16 protein-coding genes are annotated in these 18,592 nt (G+C 74.6%); 5 read left to right on the top strand and 11 right to left on the bottom strand.

Annotation, left to right across the window (positions count from 1 at the left end):
• Positions 1–676: adenosylhomocysteinase (locus tag AB0469_RS09470; protein WP_366450758.1), on the bottom strand; the 676-nt coding region annotated here is incomplete at its 3' end.
• A 424-nt stretch (positions 677–1,100) separates the two neighbouring features.
• Between AB0469_RS09470 and lepB the strand changes: the two genes are divergently transcribed.
• Positions 1,101–1,844: a signal peptidase I gene (gene lepB / locus AB0469_RS09475; RefSeq protein WP_366450759.1), complete on the top strand. Its 744-nt coding sequence runs from the start codon at positions 1,101–1,103 to the stop codon at positions 1,842–1,844.
• 109 nt (positions 1,845–1,953) lie between these two features.
• Here the strand turns inward: lepB and AB0469_RS09480 are convergent, their stop codons facing one another.
• From AB0469_RS09480 to AB0469_RS09505, 6 genes are all read right to left on the bottom strand, one after another.
• The gene (locus AB0469_RS09480; protein ID WP_366450760.1) at positions 1,954–2,904 is read right to left on the bottom strand and encodes a cation diffusion facilitator family transporter; all 951 of its coding nucleotides are present in this window, start codon (positions 2,902–2,904) and stop codon (positions 1,954–1,956) included.
• Positions 2,905–2,979: 75 nt separating this feature from the next.
• Positions 2,980–4,152, bottom strand: a complete 1,173-nt coding sequence (gene manA, locus AB0469_RS09485) for a mannose-6-phosphate isomerase, class I (protein WP_366450761.1) — start codon at positions 4,150–4,152, stop codon at positions 2,980–2,982.
• A gap of 45 nt (positions 4,153–4,197) precedes the next feature.
• The gene (locus tag AB0469_RS09490) at positions 4,198–5,331 is read right to left on the bottom strand and encodes an SIS domain-containing protein (protein ID WP_366450762.1); all 1,134 of its coding nucleotides are present in this window, start codon (positions 5,329–5,331) and stop codon (positions 4,198–4,200) included.
• A 53-nt stretch (positions 5,332–5,384) separates the two neighbouring features.
• Positions 5,385–5,570, bottom strand: coding sequence for a Trm112 family protein (locus tag AB0469_RS09495; protein WP_366450763.1), 186 nt, complete (start codon positions 5,568–5,570; stop codon positions 5,385–5,387).
• A gap of 218 nt (positions 5,571–5,788) precedes the next feature.
• Positions 5,789–7,159 carry a phosphomannomutase/phosphoglucomutase gene (locus AB0469_RS09500; protein WP_366450764.1) on the bottom strand — a complete coding sequence of 457 codons (1,371 nt, stop codon included), beginning with the start codon at positions 7,157–7,159 and terminating at the stop codon, positions 5,789–5,791.
• A 78-nt stretch (positions 7,160–7,237) separates the two neighbouring features.
• Positions 7,238–7,612, bottom strand: coding sequence for a DUF3499 domain-containing protein (locus AB0469_RS09505; protein WP_366450765.1), 375 nt, complete (start codon positions 7,610–7,612; stop codon positions 7,238–7,240).
• A 310-nt stretch (positions 7,613–7,922) separates the two neighbouring features.
• Between AB0469_RS09505 and AB0469_RS09510 the strand changes: the two genes are divergently transcribed.
• Positions 7,923–8,306, top strand: coding sequence for a metallopeptidase family protein (locus tag AB0469_RS09510; RefSeq protein WP_366450984.1), 384 nt, complete (start codon positions 7,923–7,925; stop codon positions 8,304–8,306).
• A 28-nt stretch (positions 8,307–8,334) separates the two neighbouring features.
• Here AB0469_RS09510 and AB0469_RS09515 read toward each other — a convergent pair whose 3' ends face one another.
• The 3 genes from AB0469_RS09515 to AB0469_RS09525 all read right to left on the bottom strand — a co-directional run bounded on the left by AB0469_RS09515 (position 8,335) and on the right by AB0469_RS09525 (position 13,986).
• Complete coding sequence (locus AB0469_RS09515; RefSeq protein WP_366450766.1) at positions 8,335–9,822, bottom strand: DUF5719 family protein; 1,488 nt, start codon at positions 9,820–9,822, stop codon at positions 8,335–8,337.
• Positions 9,819–13,466 carry a glycosyltransferase gene (locus AB0469_RS09520; protein WP_366450767.1) on the bottom strand — a complete coding sequence of 1,216 codons (3,648 nt, stop codon included), beginning with the start codon at positions 13,464–13,466 and terminating at the stop codon, positions 9,819–9,821. The genes AB0469_RS09515 and AB0469_RS09520 overlap by 4 nt, the downstream gene beginning before the upstream one ends.
• Positions 13,467–13,722: 256 nt before the next feature.
• Positions 13,723–13,986: a WhiB family transcriptional regulator gene (locus tag AB0469_RS09525; RefSeq protein ID WP_003983763.1), complete on the bottom strand. Its 264-nt coding sequence runs from the start codon at positions 13,984–13,986 to the stop codon at positions 13,723–13,725.
• Between the two features lie 649 nt (positions 13,987–14,635).
• Here AB0469_RS09525 and AB0469_RS09530 point away from each other — a divergent pair.
• From AB0469_RS09530 to AB0469_RS09540, 3 genes are read left to right on the top strand one after another with little or no spacing between them, the layout of a single operon-like run.
• On the top strand, positions 14,636–15,169 hold the full coding sequence (locus AB0469_RS09530) for a cysteine dioxygenase family protein (protein WP_366450768.1): 534 nt from the start codon (positions 14,636–14,638) through the stop codon (positions 15,167–15,169).
• Positions 15,170–15,221: 52 nt separating this feature from the next.
• A complete protein-coding gene (cofD, locus tag AB0469_RS09535; protein WP_366450769.1) occupies positions 15,222–16,181 on the top strand; it encodes a 2-phospho-L-lactate transferase in 960 nt (319 codons plus the stop codon).
• Positions 16,178–17,473, top strand: a complete 1,296-nt coding sequence (locus AB0469_RS09540) for a coenzyme F420-0:L-glutamate ligase (protein WP_366450770.1) — start codon at positions 16,178–16,180, stop codon at positions 17,471–17,473. The genes cofD and AB0469_RS09540 overlap by 4 nt, the downstream gene beginning before the upstream one ends.
• A gap of 50 nt (positions 17,474–17,523) precedes the next feature.
• Here AB0469_RS09540 and AB0469_RS09545 read toward each other — a convergent pair whose 3' ends face one another.
• Positions 17,524–18,516 (bottom strand): DNA-3-methyladenine glycosylase 2 family protein, encoded by a 993-nt coding sequence (locus AB0469_RS09545; protein WP_366450771.1) that lies wholly within the window; start codon positions 18,514–18,516, stop codon positions 17,524–17,526.
• Positions 18,517–18,592 lie beyond the last annotated feature (76 nt).

An 18,592-nucleotide genomic window follows, 5' to 3' on the forward strand; every position in this document is an offset into this window, starting at 1 on the left:
TCACGTTGATCGCGGGGAAGAGGAGGTCACCGGCCTGCATCATCTCGTAGAGGCGGTGGACACCGGTGGTGGTCTCCTCCGTCACGCCGCGGATCTCGGAGGCGAGCTGGGTCCACTTCTGGGGGGACTCGGCGAGCGTGCGGTTGAGCAGGGTCAGGATGTGGCCGTACTCCTCGGAGTCCGCCGTGGACGGGTCCGGGGCCGCGCCGGCCTTCTCGAACTCGACGCCCTTGTGGACGAGGAGGGTGGCGTCACCGCCGTCGTCGAGGATCATGTTCGGGCCGCCGGTGGGGGTGTTCGGCCAGGTCAGCGCCTGCTCCGTGCACCACCAGTACTCCTCCAGGGTCTCGCCCTTCCAGGCGAAGACCGGAACGCCCTGCGGGTTCTCCGGGGTGCCGTTCGGGCCGACGGCGATGGCGGCGGCCGCGTGGTCCTGGGTGGAGAAGATGTTGCAGGAGGCCCAGCGGACGTCGGCGCCGAGCGCGACCAGGGTCTCGATCAGGACGGCCGTCTGCACGGTCATGTGCAGGGAGCCGGTGATGCGGGCGCCGGCCAGCGGCTGCGCCCCGGCGTACTCCCGGCGGATCGACATCAGACCCGGCATCTCGTGCTCGGCCAGGGTGATCTCCTTGCGGCCGAAGGCGGCAAGGGAAAGGTCGGCGACCTTGAAGTCCATGGGTGCTGCTCCTCATGGGTCGAGAGGTGGGTACGGCTGAGCCGCGCACGGGCGAGCCGGTGCGCCGAGCACAGTCCGCCGCGGGGCCCTCTCTCCCCTCGGCCGGTCACGAGGACCGCCCGACCGCCATCAGCAGCGACGCCTGACACTGATGACGAATCTACACCGGTCGACGCGGCGGGCCCCAGCCCGCAGGGGAGGAGTACCGCCCCGATTCCGGGGCGTACGGCGGAAGGTTCGGGGTCATTCGGACTTTTGATCCACTCCTCGTGCGGTGGCGACGGCCCTGTTCCGCGAGCGTGCCCGGCGGTGTGCGGGCAGTGTCCGAATCGGTATGTGCGGACTTGGTGCACCAGGGCCCCGGCGGCGTCCGCCGTGCCGGCGTCGACCTACGATGCAAGGCAGGTACATCGGAAGGGACGAAATGACACACAGGCCAGGGCGCAGGCGCGGGATCGCGGCGATCGTCCTGCTGGTGCTCGGGGCGGTCATCCTGGGAGGGGTCACGGTGGCGAAGGCCGTCAACCCTCCGGCGCGCTACTCGGAGGGCAGGGCGGCCGGCTGGCAGATGGCGCCGACCTACACCGACGGGGAGAGCATCTACCTGGAGCCGGTGGCGGCGGGGAAGCTGCGCCGGGGTGACATCGTCCTCGCGTCCGTTCCGTGGTCCCTGCAGAAGACGCAGATGAACCGGGTCATCGCGGTGGCCGGGGACCGCATCCGCTACAGGCCGAGCAGCAAGATCGCCGGCCAGTACCGCCTGGTGCTCAACGGGGAAGCGCTGGACGAGCCGTACCTGGAGCAGTGGAAGAACCCGTCGGCGGTGGCCTTCGACGTGACGGTGCCCGAGGGGTACCTGTTCCTGATGGCCGACAACCGGATGAACTCGGACGGCTCGCAGTACGCGAACAACGGGCCGGTCGCGGCGGACAAGGTCGTCGCCAAGGTCGTGATGTACCCGATGGCCAAGCTGGCCGTGTGGGGGCAGCTGGCCGGTGCGCTGGTGATGGTGGCCGGCGCGGTGCTGGCGTTCGCGGCCCGGCGGGCCGGGCGGCGGGACCGGGCGGCGGCGGCCGTCCCCGCTCCGGCGGCCGTGCCCGTGGCCGTGGCTGCGGCGCCGGACCGGGCTCCGGCGGCGTCCGGTGAGCGCGCGGACGTGCAGTCGTAGCGTCCCTTCCGTACGGGCGAAGGCCCCCGCGGCTCGTCGTGAGCCGCGGGGGCCTTCGTGCGTCCCGTGCCGGTCCTGTGTGCCGGTCCTGTGTGCGCGGTCCGGCCGGTCAGCCGTCGGTCTTCGCCGCCTTGGAGGCCTTGGCGGCCTCGGGGTTGTAGATGTCCGGCTCCAGGTAGATCACGCGGGCGATCGGGACGGAGGCGCGGATGCGGGCCTCGGCGGCGTTGATGGCGTTGGCCACCTCGGTCGCGGTGTCGTCGTGCTGGACGGCGATCTTGGCGGCGACCAGGAGTTCCTCGGGGCCGAGGTGCAGGGTGCGCATGTGGATGACGCCGGTGACGGTGTCCCCGTCCACGAGCGCGGCCTTGATCTTCTCGACCTCGGCCGTGCCGGCGGACTCGCCCAGCAGCAGGGACTTGGTCTCCAGGGCCAGGACGACGGCGATGACGAGCAGCAGCGCGCCGATGCAGACGGTGCCGATGCCGTCCCAGACGCCGTCGCCGGTGATCAGGGCGAGGCCGACGCCGAACAGGGCGAGGACGAGGCCGACGAGCGCGCCGAAGTCCTCCAGCAGGACCACGGGGAGCTCGGGGGCCTTGGCGCTCCTGATGAACTGGGTCCAGGACTGGCTGCCGCGGGTCTCGTTCGACTCCTTGATCGCGGTGCGGAAGGAGAAGCCCTCCGCGACGATCGCGAAGACGAGCACGCCGACGGGCCAGTACCAGGCCTCGATGGGGTGCGGGTCGTGGATCTTCTCGTAGCCCTCGTAGATGGCGAAGAGGCCGCCGACGGTGAAGAGCACGATGGAGACGAGGAAGGCGTAGATGTAGCGTTCGCGCCCGTACCCGAAGGGGTGTTGCGGGGTGGCCTCGCGCTTCGCCTTCTTGCCTCCGAGCAGCAGCAGGCCCTGGTTGCCGGAGTCGGCGACCGAGTGGACGCTCTCCGCGAGCATCGACGAGGAGCCGCTGAAGAGGAATGCCACGAACTTGGCCACAGCGATGGCCAGGTTGGCGGCGAGTGCCGCCACGATCGCCTTGGTGCCGCCCGACGCGCTCATGGGTGCTGGATGTCCTTTCCTGGCCACTGGCTACGGCCGCACATTGTTGCAGCTGCCCGTGCGGCCGATGCCGTGTCAGACGATGACGGTGGCCCGGAAGACGGTGCCGTTTCCGGACAGTTCGACCGTTTCGCCTGCGGGGACGAACACCGACTCGCCCGGCACCAGGGCCAGTTCGCCGGCCTGCGCCGAACGCGCCGTGCACTGCCCGGCGGTGCAGAGCAGGATCTGCGGGGTGGTGTCCGGGAGGGTGTGGGGGGCGCCGCCGGGGGCCAGGGCGAAGCGGGAGAGGCGGAACTCGTCGATGGGGGTCTCGTAGACCTCCTCGCCGTCGGCCTCGGGGCGCAGGACGCCGGGGGCGCTGGGCTCGAAGACGACGACCTTCAGCAGTTCGGGGACGTCGACGTGCTTGGGGGTGAGCCCGCAGCGCAGGACGTTGTCCGAGTTCGCCATGAGTTCGACGCCGAGGCCGTCGAGGTAGGCGTGCGGGATGCCGGCGCCGAGGAACATGGCCTCGCCGGGCTGGAGCCGCACGTGGTTGAGGAGCATGGCCGCGATCACGCCCGGGTCGCCGGGGTAGTCGTGGACGAGGCCGGCGTACGGCGCGTACGGGCCGCCGATGCGCTCGGCGGCGGCCGCGGTCTCGGCGACGGTGTGGGCCATCTCCGCGCGGTCGGCGCCGAGGACGGCGGTGAGGACCTCGCGCAGGGCCGCCTCCTCGGGGTGGGCGCGCAGGAGGTCGACGTACGGCTTCAGGGAGTCGACGCCGAGGCCTTCGAGGAGGTCGGCGGCCTCGGTCGGCGGGCGGAAGCCGCACAGGCCGTCGAAGGGGGTGAGGGCGCAGATGAGTTCGGGCTTGTGGTTGGCGTCCTTGTAGTTGCGGTGGCCCGCGTCGATGGGGACGCCGCGCCGCTCCTCGTCCTCGAAGCCGGCCTTGGCCTGGGCGAGGTCGGGGTGGACCTGGACGGAGAGGGGGGCGCCGGCGGCCAGGATCTTCAGGAGGAACGGCAGGCCCGGGCCGAACTTCGCGACGGCGGCGGAGCCGAGCTCGCCCTCGGGGTCGGCGGCGATGACGGCCGACAGGGTGGTCTCGCCGGCTCCGCGGTCGAGGCGGGAGGGGGCGCCGGGGTGGGCGCCCATCCACATCTCGGCCTGGGGCTCACCGGTCGGCTCGACCCCGAGGAGGGCCGGGATCGCGGTGGTGGATCCCCACGCGTAGGGGCGGATCGTGTTCGTCAGGCGGTCCATCGTCGTCTTTCTGGATCTGGTGCGGTGCGGGCACGGGTGTGTGCCTCAGCTCTGTCCCCGGGTCGCCAGCGCCAGGTAGGCGGTGGCGAAGTCGGTGACGGCGAGGAGTTCGGCGAGCTGTTCCAGTTCTCCGCCCTCCTCCGGTTCGAGCTCGCTGATGGCCGTGTCGTGGCTGAGGGCGAGCTCGCGCGCGGCCGGTGCGGCGGTGAGCCCGCCGGTGGGCCGGTCGCGCAGCAGTACGACGCGGGCGCGCAGGGCCTGGGGCTCCTCGACGCGGTCGCGGAAGAAGTCGTCGGGGTCGGCTCCGGCGGCGAAGGCGCCGGCGAGCAGCACGCCGTGCCGGGGCAGGGCCTCGGGGAGGTCGGCAGCGAGCGCGGGGCGGCCGGCGAGCTCGGCGAGGGTCGCGGCGAAGCGGCGGCCGGCCGGGCCTGCGCCGGTGCCCTCGCTCCAGATGAGCGGCAGGGAGTCGGCGAGCTCGGCGGCGAGGGTCTTGGCCGGGTTGGAGTAGGTGGCGATGGCCGGGCCGCAGCGTTCGGCGGTGCGGTCGAGGCGGTCGGCGACGCGCTGGAGGGTGTCGGGGGCGGCCGCGATCAGCCCGACCTTGTCGAGGAGCAGCAGCAGCGGGGTGAGCAGGGCCCACAGGGCGCCGGGTCCGGCCGCGGCGGATTCGTCGTACTCCTGGTACGGGGCCTTGGCCATCGGTACGAGGAGTCCGTGGGCTCCGTCGACGCTCTCGCTGAGCGGCGAGCGCTCGGGGGCGACGGCGACGACGGTGCAGCCGCGCCGGTAGGCCTGTTCGGCGAGGACGCCGAGGCCGGGTTCGGTGCCGTCGGTGGTGGCGATGAGCAGCAGGTCCACGGGGCCGGCCCAGCCGGGCAGGGTCCAGCGCAGCGCCCCGGAGGCGTGCGCGACGCCGGTGGGGTGGAGGCGGGTGACCGGGGCGGAGGCTCCGGCGAGGGCGCCGAGGAGGTCGGCGACGCCGGTGGCGGCGGTGCCGGGGCCGGCGATGAGCACGGCGCGGGGGCGGCCGTCGGGGCGCAGGTCCGCGAGGCCGGCCTCGGTGGCGTGCCGGGCGGCGGTGCGCACTCTGGCCCCGGCCTCGGCGGCGCCGCGGAGCAGGCCGCGGCGGTCGGCACGGGCGAGATCGTCCGGTGCGTCGAGGAGTGACTCGTCGAGCATGGGGGCCTCCGGCGGTGTTGACGGATCCAGGCTGGTCGAGCGGTGGGGCCGGGTCAGGCGGGGCGGCGGGCCTCGTCGACGAGGAGGACCGGGATGCCGTCGCGGACCGGGTACGCGAGGCCGCAGTCCTGGCCGGTGCAGATCAGCTCGGGGGTGGTCTCGTCCGCCGAGTTGTCCTGGAAGGGGGCGTGGCAGGCGGGGCAGGCGAGGATCTCCAGCAGGCCGGCTTCGAGCGGCATGGGGCGGTTTCCCTTCGGGGGTGCGGATTGGGCGAGGTCAGCGTACCGCCGAGTCACCTGCGGTGCCGCGTGGCTCCGCGGGGTGCCTGGGGGCCGGGGGCCGGGGGCGGGTGCGGCGCCGTCCCGGGGGCTCTGCCCCCGCACCCCCGCGCCTCGATCGTCGGCGGGGCCGGATTTCGCGGGGCGGGGCCGGCCGGGACCGGCCCCGCCGTCACGCCTTACGCGCGGACGAGCGCCAGGACCTCGTCGCGGACCTTGGCGAGGGTGGCTTCGTCGCGGGCCTCGACGTTGAGGCGCAGGAGCGGCTCGGTGTTCGAGGGGCGGAGGTTGAACCACCAGCCGCCGGCGGAGACGGTGAGGCCGTCCAGCTCGTCGAAGGTGACGCCCTCCTGGCCGGCGTAGGCGGCCTTGACCTCGGCGGTGCGGGCGGCCTGGTCGGCGACGGTGGAGTTGATCTCGCCCGAGCCGACGTAGCGGTCGTAGGAGGAGACCAGGTCGGAGAGCGGGCCGTCCTGGCCGCCGAGGGCCGCGAGGACGTGGAGCGCGGCGAGCATGCCGGTGTCCGCGTTCCAGAAGTCCTTGAAGTAGTAGTGCGCGGAGTGCTCGCCGCCGAAGATCGCGCCGGAGGCGGCCATCTCGGCCTTGATGAAGGAGTGGCCGACGCGGGTGCGGACGGGGGTGCCGCCGTTCTCGCGGACGACCTCCGGGACGGACCAGGAGGTGATCAGGTTGTGGATGATCGTTCCGGTGCCGCCGTTGCGGGCCAGCTCGCGGGCCGCGACCAGGGCGGTGATGGCGGACGGGGAGACGCCCTCGCCGCGCTCGTCGACGACGAAGCAGCGGTCGGCGTCGCCGTCGAAGGCGAGGCCGAGGTCGGCGCCCTCGGCCTTCACGCGGGCCTGGAGGTCGACGATGTTCTTCGGGTCGAGGGGGTTGGCCTCGTGGTTCGGGAAGGTGCCGTCCAGTTCGAAGTACATCGGGACGAGGTCGAGGGGCAGGCCCTCGAAGACGGTGGGGACGGTGTGGCCGCCCATGCCGTTGCCCGCGTCGACGACGACCTTCAGCGGGCGGATCGCCGTGAGGTCCACCAGGGACTTCAGGTGCTCGGCGTAGCCGGCGAGGGTGTCCTGCTCGGTGATGGTGCCCGGGACGGTGCCGGCGGGGATCTCGGGGGCGCCCTCGTCGGTCCACTTCTCGGCGAGCTCGCGGATGGTGGCGAGGCCGGTGTCCTGGCCCACGGGGGCGGCGCCGGCGCGGCAGAGCTTGATGCCGTTGTACTGGGCCGGGTTGTGGGAGGCCGTGAACATGGCGCCGGGCAGGTCCAGCTTGCCGGAGGCGTAGTACAGCTGGTCGGTGGAGCACAGCCCGATCAGGGTGACGTCGACGCCGCGGGCGGCGGCGCCGCGGGCGAACGCGGCCGACAGGCCGGGCGAGGAGGGCCGCATGTCGTGGCCGACGACGATGGCGCTCGCACCGGTGACCTCGACGAACGCCGCACCGAACAGTTCGGCCAGCGGCTCGTCCCACTCGTCCGGTACGACGCCGCGTACGTCGTAGGCCTTGACGATGTTCGAAAGATCTGCGGCCACTGCCTGCCCTCCTGAGGATTACGTGCGGTGGGGCAAACCTACCTTGTACGGAGAGTGGCTTTTCAGACGATCCGGGTGTCAGGGGTCGGGCGAACGCAGGACGCGCAGGTGTCCGCGACGCGTCTCGCCGGGCGTCGGCGCGCTCCCGGAGGAGCCTCCCGCCTCGGCCGCGCGCTCGGGCGGACGGGCCGCCTCACGGACGGCGTTGGCCAGGGCTTCGAGGTCGTCGCCGCTGGGGCGGGACGGCCCGGAGCCGTCCGACAGGCGGACGACCTCCCAGCCGCGCGGGGCGGTCAGGCGCTCGGAGTGCTCGGCACACAGGTCATAGCAGTGGGGTTCGGCGTAGGTGGCGAGCGGGCCGAGAACTGCGGTCGAGTCGGCGTAGACGTACGTCAGTGTGGCGACGGCAGGGCGGCCGCACGCGGTGCGCGAACAGCGACGTACAAGGCTCACGACGTTGGACGGTACCGCACTCTTGACCGGGCCGCGACGACTCGCCCCCCGGCCACTCCCCCGTGTCGTGTCCGCGGGGCGGTGACGAACAGGGGCACCGAGTCCGTAATGGTGCGCGATCTTGGCCGGATCGTTCGGGGTGCGAGTCCGCCGCGACACCAGGTCGTGACCGGATCGAGGCCGTGGCGCGTCCTCCCGCGCGGGCTACCCTGCCGGGGTGACGGACAGTTCGCTTCCTCCCCGCCCCGGATCCGACGCGCAGGCCCCCCGGGAGCCCAGAATCCGGCGGCGCGACCGGCACGGCCGCGGGATGCGCGGGCCGCTGGCCCCGCCCCAGGTGCCGCTGTCGGCGAGCCGGGCGGAGCTGTTCGGCGACCTCGTACGGGATTCCGTGGAGCGGCTGGAGCGGCGCTGGCCGCAGCTGGACGAGGTGGAGTTCGTGATCGCGGACGTGCCCGGGCCGCCGGGCGGTCCGGACGCCGGCTGGAACGACGAGGCGGTGCCGCTGGGCGGCCTGGTCGAGGCCCGCGACGGGCGGCCGCCGCGGATCGTGGTGTTCCGGCGGCCGGTGGAGATCCGCGCGAAGACGCGCGACGAGCGGGCGCTGCTGGTGCACGAGATCGTCGTGGAGCAGGTCGCGGAGCTGCTGGGACTCTCCCCGGAGACGGTCGACCCCCGGTACGGGCAGGACTGAGCCCGCCGCGCCGGGGGCCGTCGCCTGCTCAGCGGACCAGGATCGAGGGGTCCTCGACGGCCTTCGGGACGGAGACCCGCGAGCGGTCGTCGGCGAAGGTCTGGACGGTGAACATCGGGATCCCGTCCTGCGGCAGCGTCAGCGTGCGGGCCGCGTACACCGGACCACCGGAGAGGGTCTCGACGGTCAGCGCGTACGGGCCCTTGCCGCCGGCGGGGGCCGGGGTGGGGGTCAGCGCGCGGGTGGTGCCCGCCTTGAGGCTGACCTCCTGGACCGCCGCCTTCCCGCCCTCGGTGCCCGGGGACGCCGTGATGCGGACCCTGGCGTCGGCGCCGGCAGCGGTGAGCGTCAGGGTCGTGGCCTTGTCCTCGGGGCGGTTGTCGGCGACGGTGGCCCGCTCCCCGGCCGGCGGGCTCGCCGGGACGAAGGCCACCTCCTGCTTGGCGCCGGTGCCGCGGACCACCCGCAGCGCCGCCACCACCGGGACGGGCTTCTTCGGGTCGGCGGGGGCCAGCAGCAGCGAGCCCGCCTCGCCGCGGGTGAGGTCGGCCAGCTCCAGGGAGGCGGTCATCCCGGCCTTGACGTGCAGCTGCTCCTTGCCGGCCGGGCTGAGGGGCCCGTTGGGGCCGGACAGCTTCACGTTCAGGTCGGCGTCGTCCTCGCCGGGGGCGAAGGCGACCAGCCGCACCGAGGCGGCGTCCGCCGGGATGCCGGGCAGGACCAGGGAGCCCGCCGGGCCGGCGGCGGCCGGCAGCCAGTCGGAGCCGACGCCGTCCTCGGCGATCTGCGTGGAGGCCCCGACCCGGCCGGAGCTGGTCGTCACGTGCGCGGTGACGTCCTGGAGCTGGGCGTCGGCGGCCAGGGGGGCCAGCCACACCTTGGTGGTGGAGCGGGGTTCGACCGTGATGACGGCGTCGGCGGTGCCCGGCTTGGGCTTGAGCAGGCCGTCGGGGCCGTAGAGCTTGATGCCGACCTCGGCGACGGTGTCGTCGGGGTTGGTGAGGTGGACGTAGTCCTGGCGGCCCTTGGCGGTGCTGACGCCGGGGAACCAGAAGTCCGTGCCGGGCGCGGTGCAGGCGAGGCCGAGCAGGCCGCGCGCCTGGCCGACCGCGACCTTGGTGGTCTGCTGGGCGGTCCAGCCGGGGGCCATGGCCCCCTGGGCGGAGCCCGTCAGTGCCGGCGCCTCGGCGCCGGAGGCGGTGGCCGCGACCGGTGTGCCGGGCACCCTGGGCTCCAGGACGGCCTTGCCCTCCTTGGTGGCCAGCCGGGCCGTGCCCTTGCCGGCGGCCTTCCCTGGGGTCTCCGGGGTGACGGAGGTGTACGTGGTGTCGGCGATGTCCGAGGAGCTGGGCGCCGGGCAGACCAGCACGGAGCGCTCCACGGGCATCCGGGCGGCGGCCGCGCGCCGGGCGTCGGCGGCCGGGGCCGCGGTGGGGGCGGTGACGAAGGCCAGGCCGCAGCCGGCGGCGAGGACCGCCGTCACGGCCGCGAGCGTCAGGGGGGCGCGCTGCTTCACGGCTGGTGGCTCCCGTCCGGACGCGGGTGGTGCTGTCCGTAGGTGTCGTACTGCTGGGGCTCGTACTCGTACGGGTGGGGCTGCTGCTGGTGCGGGAAGGGGTACTGCTCCCCGGGCTGGGCGTAGGTCCCGCCGTACTCCGGGTACTGCGGGTACTGCGGGTACTGCGGGTACTCCGGGGCCTGCGGGTACTGCGGCGCGCCGGGCGGCTGCTGATCGCGGCCCGAGCCGTACGGGGGTTCCTGGGCGGGTTCGTACGCGTAGGGCTCCTGGTAGGCGTACGACTCCTCGCCGTACACCTGCTGGGCGGGGATCTGCGCGTACGGGTCGACGACGGCCTCGGCCGGGCCGGCCTCGGGTTCGGGTTCGGGCCCGGCGGCGGGCGCGCCCCGGCGGCGGGCGCGGCGGCCCTGGCCGGGCTCGCCGTCCGCCGCGGCGGCGGGGGCGGCCTCCTCCGGGAGGTCGTCGTCGAGGCGGGCGCGGCGGCCCGGCAGGGCCATCACCAGCAGGACCAGGGCGAGCAGGCCCTGCGCCCAGTGCCAGGCGTCCCGGGCGGCGGAGTCCTCGTGGACGAGGTCGAGCCGGCCGCCCTCCCGGGGCAGCTCGAAGCCCTGCGCCCAGCCGTCGACGGTGACGGGGGTGAGGGGCTTGCCGGCGAGGGTGGCCTTCCAGCCCGGGTCGGCGCGGTCGGCGACGCGCAGGGTGCGGCCCTCCTCGCCGGCCGGGATCTTCGCGTGGGCCTCGACGGGTCCGGCGTCGACGGCGATGGGGGCCTGGCCCTGCCTGGCGGGGACGATCGTGACGCGGGCGGGGAGCCGCTGGACCTCCCAGACGGCGGTGCCGTCGTCCTGGTGGTGCTGCTTGAGGCCGGGGGTGCCGTCGAGGATCTGCCGCAGTCCGGCGGGCCCGCCGGCCGGGATCATCACGTACCGCACGGCGAAGGCGCTGAGCTGCTCGGACTGGTCTGCGCCGGAGCCGGAGACCAGGCTGGAGACGGCCTGGGTGAGGCGGGGCTGGGCGCCCGCCCCGGCGAGGACCTCGGCGTCGCCGAGGAGGACGCCCCCGCCGCGGACCAGGGTGTAGGAGACCGTGGCGGGCGAGTCGCCGCCGAGGACGAGGGTGCGGGTGCGGTTGCTGTCGTCGGACTGGGCGGCGACGAAGGCCGGGACCCGGACGGGGTCGCGGCGTCCGATCGGGCCGTCGGCGCCGGCGACCGTCCAGACGGCCGCCGCGAGCAGCGGTCCGGCGGCCGCGGCGAGGGCGGTGAGGGCGGCCAGCGGCTGGCGCCAGCCGAAGCTGCGGGCGGCGACGCGCTCCCGGGCGCCCTCCGCGCCGACCACGGCGGCCGCGATCAGACCGAGCCCGTAGAGGAGGGTGCCGGGGCCGGCCCAGCCGCTGCGGTTGAGGAGGACGGCGAGGAACAGCCCGGCCAGGGCACCGGTCCAGGCGGTGGCGAGGGCCGGACGGCGGTCGGCGCGGAGCAGGGCGGCGAGGGCGGCGAGCAGGGTTCCGGCGAGGAGGAGGCCGCCGGGGGTGCCGGGGCCGCCGGGGTCGGCGGTGAGCAGGCCGAGGGGGGTGGCGGAGCCGCTGCCGTAGGGGAGCCCGGCTTCGCGCAGGAGGCGTTCGGGGTGGGTGAACAGGCCCGGGGACCAGGGCGCGAGGACGAGGACGGGGACGGCGAGGGAGGCGAGCAGCCGCAGGGCGTACGTCTTCCAGCGCGCCCGGCGCGCCAGCAGCGCGCCGGTGCCGAGGACGGCGGCGAGCGGCCAGACGACGGGGGTGAAGGCGGTGGCCAGGGTCAGCAGCAGGGTGTACGTCCACACCGCGCGCCAGGTGCCGGGGGCGTCGCGGTCCGCGAACCCGGAGGCGGTGACGGCGGAGCGGGCCAGCAGGGGCAGGAGGACGGCGAGGACGGCGGTGCCCAGGCGGCCCCCGGCGAGGGCTCCGGTGACGGCGGGCAGGAAGGCGTAGGCGACGGCGGCCCAGGCGCGCAGCAGCCGGGACCCGACCAGCGGCCGGGAGGCGAAGTAGGCGGTGAGGCCGGCGAGCGGCACCGAGCAGACGAGCAGCAGGGCCAGCGCGGCCTTGGTGGAGCCGAACAGCAGGGCGGAGAGGGCGGCCAGGACGGCGAGGTAGGGGGGCGCCCCGGCGGTGGTGCCGGTGCCGGCGGGCTGCCAGTCGGTGGTGTAGCGGTGCCAGAGGTCCAGGGCGCTCGCGGGGGCGGGCAGCAGGGCGCCGCCCATGAGGCTGCCGCCGCCGACGAGGGCGCGGCACGCGGCGAGGGAGACCAGCAGGAGCAGGGCGAAGAGGACGGGGGCGGGCTTGCGGGCGATCCGCTTGAGCCGGGAGAACTGCTCGATCTCCAGGTAGTCGGCGTCGTCGCCGCCGGGCCCGGACTCGACGGCACCGCCGTGCCGTCCGGTGGGGACGGTGTCGGTGTCGCGGCCGGAGCCGAGGTAGGCGGCGAGCTGTTCGGCGCTCGCCCGCAGGGTGGCTCCGGGCGGGGGGAACAGGGGGCGCAGTTCGGCGGCGGGTACGGCGCTGCGGCGGCGGGCCTTGCGGGCGGCCAGGATCCGGCCGGGGCGCAGCAGGGTGGCGAGCAGGCCGGTGAACTCGGCGGCGGCCTGGGCGGGGGCCTTGCCGACGAGGTAGCCGAGGGTGCGCAGGAGGGTGCCGAGGACCAGGCGCAGCAGGACGTAGGGCAGGGCGCGGCCGGGAGTGTTGGCCAGCAGGGTGTGGACGGCGCCGGCCTTGTCGACGCGGTGGGGGTCCACGGCGGAGCGGCCGGCGCAGTCGACGGTGCGGCGCTCGCGGGCGGCGGCCTCGGCGTGGCGCAGGACGGCGTCGGGGGCGACGAGGACGGTGTGGCCGGCGCTGTGGGCGCGCCAGCACAGGTCGACGTCGTCGCGCATGAGGGGCAGGCGGCGGTCGAAGCCGCCGAGGTCGTCGTAGACGTCGCGGCGGACGAGCATGCCGGCGGTGGAGACGGCGAGGACGGGGCGGACCTGGTCGTGCTGGCCCTGGTCCTGTTCGCGGCGGTCGAGGCCGGTCCAGCGGCGGCCGCCGCGGGCGATGGTGACGCCGGCTTCGAGGAGCTGCTTGCGGTCGTACCAGCCGCGGAGCTTGGGGCCGATGACGGCGGCTTCGGGGTTCTGGTCGGCGACGCGCAGGAGTTCGGTGAGGGCGTCGGGTTCGGGGGCGCTGTCGTCGTGGAGGAGCCAGAGCCACTGGACGGGCTCGCCGTGGGGGAGGTCGGGGAGGTCGTACGTGTCGTCGCGCCAGGTACGGCTGACGGGGTCCCAGCCGCTGGGGCGCTTGAGGTAGGGCAGGTCGTCGGGGGTGAGGGTCCCGGCGGTGCGGGCGGCCTCGTCGACGGCGGCGCCGAAACCGGTGCGGCGGGCGAGGTGCAGGACCCGGTCGTCGCCGAGGGCCTCGGCGAGGAGGCGGGCGGACTCGTCGGCGCTGCCGGTGTCGGCGGCGACGTGGGCCTGTGCGGGGCGTTCCTGGGCGAGGAGTCCGGCGAGGGTCTGGGGCAGCCAGCGGGCTCCGTCGTGGGCGACGAGGACCGCGGTGACGACGTGCCGGGGGAACTCGGGGGTGGCGGCCGCCTGGTGGGAGACCGGCGAGTTGCTGTGCGGGGACATCGCGGTACGGGCCCTCCGGCCTGGGGATCCGGGGGTGGTGTGCCCTCGGAGGCTGCTGGACAGCGCCCCACACTAACGGCTGGGAAGGGGCGGGTCCGCCTCCTGCGGGGAAGGCCCTGAACGCGACGGTCCGCCTCCTGCGGGGAAGGTGCGGGAGGCGGACCGTTCGCTGTGTCTGCTGGGGTGTGCGGCGCTCCGCGGAGCGCGGTTGACCAGGTGGTCTGCGGGCGGTCGTGCGGGCCGTCGGGCGGCCGGGTCAGACCGCTGCCTTCTTCAGGCGGCGGCGTTCTCTTTCGGACAGGCCGCCCCAGATGCCGAATCGCTCGTCGTTGGCGAGGGCGTACTCCAGGCATTCGGAACGGACCTCACAGGCGAGGCAGACCTTCTTGGCCTCGCGGGTGGAGCCGCCCTTCTCGGGAAAGAAGGACTCGGGGTCGGTCTGGGCGCACAGAGCGCGCTCCTGCCATCCGAGCTCCTCGTCCGCCTCCTCGACCAGCAGTTCCTGAAACAGCTCGGTCATGTGCGCCCCTCGCTCTGTCTGTGCGTCCCCGTGGTGTCGCCGTTACCGGTCACCAGGTAACGACACGAGTGAAATTACAAGTGTGTGGCTTCTGCCCAGTCAAGCCGAGATCTGCTATTGGGCGCCTTATTCACTCTGCGGAACCAAACGTATGTAGAAAGTGTTCATATCGCCAAAAATCGTGACAGAAGCCTCCGGCCCCGGCGAGCGACACCCTCTCCCCTGGGCCGACGCTTCACTCCGTGGAGGGGTTGCAATCCGGCCGAAGATGCGGCGCGGATCACATTCCGGTCACGACTTGGCGTCGAGAGGTTTGAGCGCGGCTCCCACCGGATCCGTGGTGCGGCACATCCCCCGGCACGGACTGCACAAACCTTTCTCCGCGCACAGTAACCGGATGAGGTGAAAGTTTCCCCTCAAAACGGACATTGGGTTGACAGTCCGGCCCTCGGCCCGGTCTCCTTGTCTCCATGTCAGCGCCCGCAGCCACCACCCGGACCCCCATTCTTGGGTTCCTGTGTGCTGCCCAGGTGCGCTGTTGCTGTTGCAGCTGTTGATGCCCCAGGAGCCCCGTCTCCTCCGCGCACCGGCCACTCCCCCCACAGCAACCGCCCCGCACGACTGACACACGTCGAGGACACCCCCCACGATGAACAGCGCCCCCGCCTCCACCGTCGCCGCCGCCCCCGCCGTCGTCGAGAGCGACCTCCAGATCGCCGGCGACATCCTCGCCGTCCAGCACCTCCTCCAGCCCGCCCGCGAACACCCGGCCACCGTCGCCGAGTTCGCCGGCCTCGCCCGCTCCATCGCCGAGGACCGCGCGAGCTGGGAGCACCTCGTCCGGTACGACGCCACCACCCGCTGGTACCACCGCCTGCGCACCGGCCCCGGCTACGAGGTCTGGCTGCTCAGCTGGGTCCCCGGCCAGGGCAGCGGCCTCCACGACCACGGCGCCTCCTCCGGCGTCCTGACCGTCCTCGACGGGGAGCTCACCGAGCACACCCCGCGAGGACGCCTCACCCACCGCGCCGGCGCCCAGCGCGTCTTCGCCCCCGGCTACGCCCACGAGGTCGTCAACGACGCCCTCGAAGGAGCGGTCAGCCTGCACGTCTACTTCCCCGGCCTCACCGAGATGCCGATGCACGGCTGCTCCCCCGCCCGCCAGGAGCACGTCCCGGCCTGACGGCCCGACCACCGCCCCTCGCTCGACGGCCTGCGGCTGACAGACTGTCCGCATGCGCATTGTTGTTCTGGCCGGCGGTATCGGCGGCGCCCGTTTCCTCCGCGGACTGCTGTCGGCGGTCCCCGACGCGGACATCACGGTCATCGGCAACACCGGTGACGACATCCACCTGTTCGGGCTGAAGGTCTGCCCCGATCTGGACACGGTGATGTACACCCTCGGCGGTGGCATCAACGAGGACCAGGGCTGGGGCCGCACCGACGAGTCCTTCACCGTCAAGGAAGAGCTCGCGGCGTACGGGGTCGGACCCTCCTGGTTCGGCCTCGGCGACCGCGACTTCGCCACCCACATCGTCCGCACCCAGATGATCGACGCCGGCTACCCGCTCAGCGCCGTCACCGAGGCCCTCTGCGACCGCTGGCAGCCCGGCGTCCGCCTGCTGCCCATGTCCGACGACCGCGTCGAGACCCACGTCGCCGTCAACGACCCGGAGACCGGCGAACGCCGCGTCATCCACTTCCAGGAGTACTGGGTCAAACTGCGCGCCTCCCTCGACGCCGAGGCCGTCGTCCCCGTCGGCGCCGAGCAGGCCAAGCCCGCACCCGGCGTACTGGAGGCCATCGCGGCCGCCGACGTCATCCTCTTCCCGCCCTCCAACCCGGTCGTCTCCATCGGCACCATCCTCGCCGTCCCCGGCATCCGCGAAGCGGTGGCACAGGCCCCGGCGCCCGTCGTCGGCCTCTCCCCCATCGTCGGCGGAGCCCCCGTGCGCGGCATGGCCGACAAGGTGCTCGCCGCGGTCGGCGTGGAGTCCACGGCCGCCGCCGTCGCCCTGCACTACGGGTCCGAGCTGCTCGACGGCTGGCTCGTCGACACCTCCGACGCCGACGCGGTCGACGCCGTGACCGCCGCGGGCATCGCCTGCCGGGCCGTACCGCTGATGATGACCGACCCCGCCGCCACCGCCGCGATGGCGCGCGCCGCACTGGACCTCGCCGGGCAGGACCGGTGAGCAGCCCCTCGTACGAGGTGCGCGCCCTGCCCGGGATCCCCGAGGTGCGGCCCGGCGACGACCTCGCCGCGCTGATCGCGGGCGCGGCACCCGACCTGCGCGACGGGGACGTCCTGCTGGTCACCTCGAAGATCGTCTCCAAGGCGGAGGGGCGGATCGTACGGGCCGACTCCCGCGAGGAGGCCATCGACGCGGAGACCGTCCGCGTCGTCGCCCGCCGGGGCCCGCTGCGGATCGTCGAGAACCGGCAGGGGCTGGTGATGGCCGCGGCCGGCGTCGACGCCTCGAACACCGAGCCCGGCACCGTGCTGCTGCTCCCCGAGGACCCCGACGCCTCCGCGGCCGCCCTCCGGGCCGGGCTGCGGACGCTGCTCTCGGTCGACGTGGGCGTGGTGGTCACCGACACCTTCGGGCGGCCCTGGCGCTCCGGGCTCACCGACGTCGCCATCGGCGCGGCCGGGGTGCACGTCCTGGACGACCTGCGCGGCGGCACCGACGCCCACGGCAACCCGCTGAGCGCGACCGTCGTGGCGACCGCCGACGAACTCGCGGCCGCCGGGGACCTCGTCAAGGGCAAGGCGAACGGGCTCCCGGTGGCGGTCGTCCGCGGCCTGGGGCACCTGGTGGGCGGCGCGTCCACCGCCCGGGACCTCGTGCGGGCACCGGCCGACGACATGTTCCGGCTCGGCACCTCCGAAGCCGTACGGGAAGCCGTCACGCAGCGCCGTACCGTCCGCGCCTTCACCGACGAGCCGGTCGACCCCGGCGCGGTACGCCGCGCGGTGGCGGCGGCGGTGACGGCCCCCGCCCCGCACCACACCACGCCGTGGCGGTTCGTCCTGCTGGAGTCGGCCCCCGCCCGGCTGGAACTGCTCGACGCCATGCGGGACGCCTGGATCGCCGACCTGCGGCGCGACGGCAAGTCCGAGGAGTCCATCGCCCGGCGGGTGCGGCGCGGGGACGTGCTGCGCAACGCCCCCTACCTGGTGGTGCCGTGCATGGTCACGGACGGCGCGCACGACTACGGGCACGCCCGGCGCGACGCCGCCGAGCGGGAGATGTTCGTGGTCGCCACGGGCGCGGGCGTGCAGAACTTCCTGGTCGCCCTGGCCGGGGAGCGGCTGGGCTCGGCCTGGGTGTCGTCGACGATGTTCTGCCGGGACGTGGTCCGCAAGGTGCTCGGGCTGCCGGAGGACTGGGACCCGATGGGGGCCGTCGCGGTGGGCCACCCGGCCGCGGCCCCCGCGCAGCGGCCGGCCCGGGCGGCGGAGGAGTTCATCGAGGTCCGGTAGGCCGCCGGACCCGGCCCGTGGCCTCCCGTGGCCTCCCGTGCCCGCCCGTCTCAGAGGCGGGCGATGTCGCTCCGGTACATGCGGGGGGCGCGCCGCGGCGGCGTGCGGCCCGCCAGCAGGACGAGGCGGGCCGCGCGGTGGCGCTGGCCCGCGTACGGGGCGAGGAGCTCCAGCATCTCGGCGTCGCCGGCGTCCCGGTTGCCCGTGAGGGCGTAGCCGATGATCCCGGGCAGGTGCAGGTCGCCGGTGGTGACGGCGTCCGCGGCGCCGTTGCTGCGCTGCAGGGTCTCGGCGGAGGTCCACGGCCCGATGCCGGGCACCGCCTCCAGCCGGGCGGCGGCCTGCGGCAGCTCCATGGCGGCCGCCTCCTCCAGCCGGGCGGCCACCCGGGCGGCCCGCACGATGGTGGCGGAGCGCTTCGCATCGACCCCCGCCCGGTGCCAGTCCCAGGAGGGGATCATCGCCCAGTCCCGGGCGGAGGGCATCACGTACAGGCCGCCCGGCCCCGGGGCCGGCTCGCCGTGCAGGCGGACCAGGCGGCGCCAGGCGCGGTAGGCCTCGTCGGAGGTGACCTTCTGCTCCAGGACGGTCGGGATCAGCGACTCCAGGACCAGTCCGGTCCGGGTGAGGCGCAGGCCGGGCCGGCGGCGGTGGCTGGCGTGCACGAGGCGGTGGCGGGGCACGAAGCCGGAGGCGTCGTCGTCGGCGCCGAGCAGCGCCGGGAGCCCGTCGAGGACCCAGTCGGCGCCAGGCCCCCACGCCTCGGCCTCCGCCCCGTCGGGGGTGGCGGAGACCCGGAGGGCGGCGGGCCCCTCGGGGGTCCGCGTGGCACGCCAGACCGACCCGTCGGGGGTGGTGCGGAAGCTGGGGTCGCCCGGCCCCCGGCGCAGGGGACCGAGGACGAGCCCCAGGTCGACGGGCCGCCCACACCTCCAGACACGCCGCTTCGCCCCGCCCCCGGCGGCCACCCCGGGCCCGGCGGCCACGGGGGTGCGCCCGGCGCGGAGGTCGGTACGGGTGAGGGGATCGAAACGTCCGGCCATGCTTCGAGCGTAACGGCGGGGAGTGACAGCGGGGCGGGCCCGCCATCGCCCCATCGAGGGGCGGCGGCGGGCCCGC

This window comes from Streptomyces sp. NPDC093801 (assembly GCF_040701585.1).
Lineage (GTDB): Bacteria > Actinomycetota > Actinomycetes > Streptomycetales > Streptomycetaceae > Streptomyces.